The following is a 4,341-nucleotide window of genomic DNA, read 5'->3' as shown; positions in this document are numbered from 1 at the left end:
TCTCATCGTTTACGAGCAAGAGCGTATACATTCGCCTGTTTCAATCCCCCATCAACCTGTGTTGTACCTGCTCAGATAAAGAGGATACCCTAGAACTGATTCGCAAGCTGGCGCACGAAATGCTCGATCGCTGGCTGAGTTGGATAGAAGAGGCTGAGCCAGTACCAGAAGATGCGCGAGATGCTTTGGCAAAACGGGACTTGTTTTTGCGTCGTACCAGCGCAGAACGCGATCCAGGCAACCAGTTGGCAGCACAAATGTTTGGGGCAGAATTGACCGACAAACTGGTTCGGGCGCTGTGGGGTGGCGATCGCACTCCTACTGCCAGAGATGAAAATTCGTAAAAAGAGCAACTTGTAGGTGCGATCGCTTACTTTAGGCAGAGCAAATAGCTTTGTAATTGAGCTTAGTTTAGCTCTAGGAGGCAGTCACGATGACAGAAGAGACACAAAATACCTTAAAAGTTGGGCATAACGCATTTGATCACTTCACGCACGGCTTGGCAACAGGTGAGTGGGACTTGTTTTTGGACATGCTCACCGACGATTTCACCTTCTGGTTTCCAGTTGGCTCCTTTCACGGTTTGAATGTTGGTAAAGAGCAGGCTCGCGAATTTTTCCACTATGTCAATGAAGTATTCGGAGGAATTTCCATCACCTCGATAGAGCGCGTTACCAGCAGCGAAACCACAGTTGTTTTTGAGTTTCGGGACGAGGGGCACATGCGGGGAGAACCGTATAAAAACCGGATCGCAGTTTCCTTTGATATTCGTGGAGACAAAATTTGTGGCTACCGGGAGTATTTGGGTAGCGATGGTAAATCGAATTAAAAGATATTTTACTGATTTGTGAACTTGCTCGGTGTTTCTTCAGCCGTGGCACTGTCGAACAGTGCCTTGTGGCTCTGAAATGCAAGAGGTCTACTGAAATCGTCTAGCAAAACTTGTATGAAACAAGCTTTGCTAGTGTTGAAGTATAGGGAAACACTGCCCTAATTCTTTATTTTTATAGATATAGTTCAGATGTCTAGCAACTCTTCTCCTCTAATCCAAACGCTGACCCCAGAGCGCTGGGCAGGGTTGAGTATGGACTTTATTGGGGCAGGTCATACGGGTCTATTGGTCAAAAATGGTCGGCTGATACGGACATTGAAGCCGGGGCGTCATTTCAGCTTTGCCTTACCCTTACTCGAACAATGCCAACTAATTCTGGTAGATAGCAAGGTTCGGAACCTGGAGATTGTATCTCACGGGGACTTTTTATCCCGCGACCAGTATCTGATTAATGTATCACTCAGTGTGATGTACCAGGTTGTGGATGCTAAACGGGTGGCCTTGGAATTATCTGACCCGATCGCAGCTCTCACGAGTGCTGTTAAAGATAATTTAGGAGTGGCGATTGGGCAGCTGAATGTGCAACAGTTGACCACTCAGGGACGAGGGCAAATCCGGCAATACATCCTCGACCATACTGACGTTTCCTATGTCTTGGGCTTTTCCTTGGAAGATGTGCGGGTAAGTGATGTCAGCTTCCCCCAAACTCGCGGGATCATTCGTCAAGTGGAGGCGATGAGCGCGAGACAGGAAGCCGAACACGAAGCAGCACTGAAAATGCAGATTGCTCAAGCCGGTCGCCCGGAGGTACAACCACCGCCTGTACAACAGGTCAACATTGTCTCAGGTCGCGACCCCAACTCAAACGACCCTGCTCTCGGTGCAACCTTGGAAGCGACGACGGTTGCGATTGGAGGGCAATCACCGATTCCAGCGAATTTGCCTCCCGTTAAAGATAGACCCACGCTGGCTCCGACCGTACTGGCTCAAGATATTGAGGAAGGAGCGATCGCACGCTTAGTACACCGCTCAACCGGTGCGATCGTTATTCTATCAACCATACCGTTTACAATTGGACGCGAACCGACTAACACCCTTGTCCTTGACGATGCATTGTGTTCGCGCAATCATGCCCGAATCGTTAAACTGACTGACACTCAAGGTCAAGTCCGATACCAGCTCATCGATATAGGTAGTTCCAATGGTACCTTCGTTGGCGGACATCGCCTTGGCCCCAATCAACCCTTCTGGCTGACACCGGGAAATATCATGAGGATTGGTACCCAAGAATGGACGTTTGAAGCCTGAATACGCGATTATCTCTAAAGCATTTTGATATGAAACCCAAACAGCTCGTCTTCGATCTGTTGACAACTAGTCGTGCAGAATCTTACGTGAAGGCTGAAAAGCTTTACTGACAGGCATTCTGGCTATCGACATTTTTGCCTCTCTCCAAGCGTACCAATTTAACTGTAAGTTATTTGGTACAGCAATTGAGTACGAATTTTCAAGGGTTTGAAGCTTACAAATTCCAAAAGGCTCAATTGGTACACTTGGAGCCGAGACCTTAGCGTAACTTTCTGTTCGGATGATACTCAAACCCCAAAACTCTTTCCATTACCCATTACCCATTACCCATTACCATGCATTACGTAGTGTGACACTTCAAGGTGCGGAATGTGGGCTTCAATTTTCCGCTCCCTACGCTGGCATAGACATACCGCAGTAGAGGGACTCCTGTCTAGGGAATGGAATGCAAAAATTTCTGAATTATCACTGCACTCGCTGCGGCATACCTTAAAATTAGTTCTGCCGGTTGATTTTGTTTCATGATGGTTAAATAAGGCAAACTAAGGAGCAAACACTGTGTCAGACCAGTTATCGCCATCCAACCCAAAAGTCAATCTTTACATTTCTTATACATCCCAAGACCAAGTTTTACTTGATGAGTTGCTGAAATATATAACGGCGTTGCCTTGGGAGAATATTACTATTTCCTCTTATCATGAAGGACAAATTGCAGAACTCACTCAAAGAGAGGAAGTTGAATCACGGATTAATTCTGCTGATGTAGTGGTGATGATAGTGAGTTCTACCTATCTGGATTCAGTGGATAGGAGAAGATGGGAATTAGACGAAATAGCCGGAAAACCTATTGTTATTGCCATCAATGTCAGCCCAGTTAGCTTAAAAGCATCTCCACTTGAAAGTTTTTGCTCTTCATGGGTGGATGATTCTCCTGTTACCTCTGAGTCAGGTCAGGTGGAGAAATTACAAATTGCCGCTGGCTCTATTTATGAAGCTGCCTCTTCAATCGCTTCAGAATCAAACGTTTCAGAGGCTCAATCCAATAGGGAGTTCAATGAGGAATTAGTCGAATCTTGTGCTCCGATGCCGGGGATGATATTCACTACAGTGTCATTCCCATCCCCCACTTCCAGGTCGTTCAATTTTTCAAATCAGGGACAACAAGACTCTGAAAAACCCAATGTGGCTCAGCTTCAACAAAAACTGGAACAGGTTTACCGCCTTCAAGAACCTCCTTCATCCTCTACTATCACTAACCAAGACTTTGTGGATTGCAGCGTCTTTAGTCCTCCTGCTGTCCCTTGTGGCGAGCCGTTTTGGGTTCAAGTTTTTGTCCATCTTCCTGAGCAAGCTGAAATTGCCGAACAACAAGCTAAACAATTTGACTCGGATGCTAACAAATTGAGAGTGAAAAGTTTAGGAATTCCTATTCAACGGGGAACAGCACTGACTTTTTATCTCTCGTCGATTCCTAAACTCGATGTTAATGAACCCATTCAACAGTTAGTTTGGAATGGGAGAGCTGAATCAGTACAATTTGGAGTAACGGTTCCTGCTGATTTGGCACAGAAGAAAGTGATTGGAACGATTACTGTGAGCCAAAATAGTATTCCCCTTGGACATCTGAAATTCAATCTATCGATTACTTCTGCGGCTGCCTCTACTACAAAAGAACCTCAACCTGTAGGAGACGCGGCACGAGTCTACAAAAAAGCTTTTGTTTCTTACTCGTCTAAAGACCGTCAGGAAGTTTTGAAACGAGTACAAGGAATAACTGCTACTGGAATGAAGGTGTTTCAGGATATTTTGGATTTAGAACCAGGCCAGCGCTGGGAGAAGGAACTCTATCGTAATATTGATGAGTGTGACCTGTTTCTGTTGTTTTGGTCTACAGCCGCTAAAGAGTCGAAGTGGGTGCTCAAAGAGGCGTTATATGCTCTGGAACGGCAAGAGAAGGATGGACTTAATGCGCCTGCGATTATTCCTGTGATTATTGAAGGGCCTCCTGTTGTTTCTCCTCCGGATGAACTGCAACATCTTCACTTTAATGACAAACTTCTTTATCTGATAGCACTGTCTAACTAAAGGGTAGGTACTTGTTTTATGTCCATGACGATTGCCGATTTAGAACAATTACAAGCCGAGCATCCCGATTGGCAGATGGAGTTAGTTGAGGGGAATATCTTAGTTATGGGGCCGTC

The 4,341-nt window shown here is 45.8% G+C and carries 3 protein-coding genes and 2 pseudogenes; all 5 read left to right on the top strand.

What is annotated here, in order from left to right; translation table 11 throughout:
• A pseudogene (locus V6C93_RS17510) lies at positions 1-344 on the top strand (red chlorophyll catabolite reductase); the annotation flags it as partial.
• A gap of 89 nt (positions 345-433) precedes the next feature.
• Complete coding sequence (locus V6C93_RS17505; RefSeq protein WP_333477953.1) at positions 434-829, top strand: nuclear transport factor 2 family protein; 396 nt, start codon at positions 434-436, stop codon at positions 827-829.
• A gap of 192 nt (positions 830-1,021) precedes the next feature.
• Complete coding sequence (locus tag V6C93_RS17500) at positions 1,022-2,140, top strand: SPFH domain-containing protein (protein ID WP_333477952.1); 1,119 nt, start codon at positions 1,022-1,024, stop codon at positions 2,138-2,140.
• Positions 2,141-2,698: 558 nt separating this feature from the next.
• Positions 2,699-4,225, top strand: a complete 1,527-nt coding sequence (locus V6C93_RS17495; protein WP_333477951.1) for a toll/interleukin-1 receptor domain-containing protein — start codon at positions 2,699-2,701, stop codon at positions 4,223-4,225.
• Positions 4,226-4,243: 18 nt separating this feature from the next.
• Positions 4,244-4,341, top strand: a pseudogene (locus V6C93_RS38325) (Uma2 family endonuclease); the annotation flags it as partial.

The organism is Allocoleopsis sp., from assembly GCF_036703385.1.
Lineage (GTDB): Bacteria > Cyanobacteriota > Cyanobacteriia > Cyanobacteriales > Coleofasciculaceae > Allocoleopsis.
The sequence above is the reverse complement of the archived record's forward strand: the minus strand, read 5'-3'. Positions and strand labels throughout refer to the sequence as shown.

What these genes read in the sequence shown, in the direction of transcription:
- V6C93_RS17500 (WP_333477952.1), top strand. Translation starts at nt 1,022, where the DNA reads ATGTCTAGCAACTCTTCTCCTCTAATCCAAACGCTGACCCCAGAGCGC.
- V6C93_RS17505 (WP_333477953.1), top strand. Translation starts at nt 434, where the DNA reads ATGACAGAAGAGACACAAAATACCTTAAAAGTTGGGCATAACGCATTT.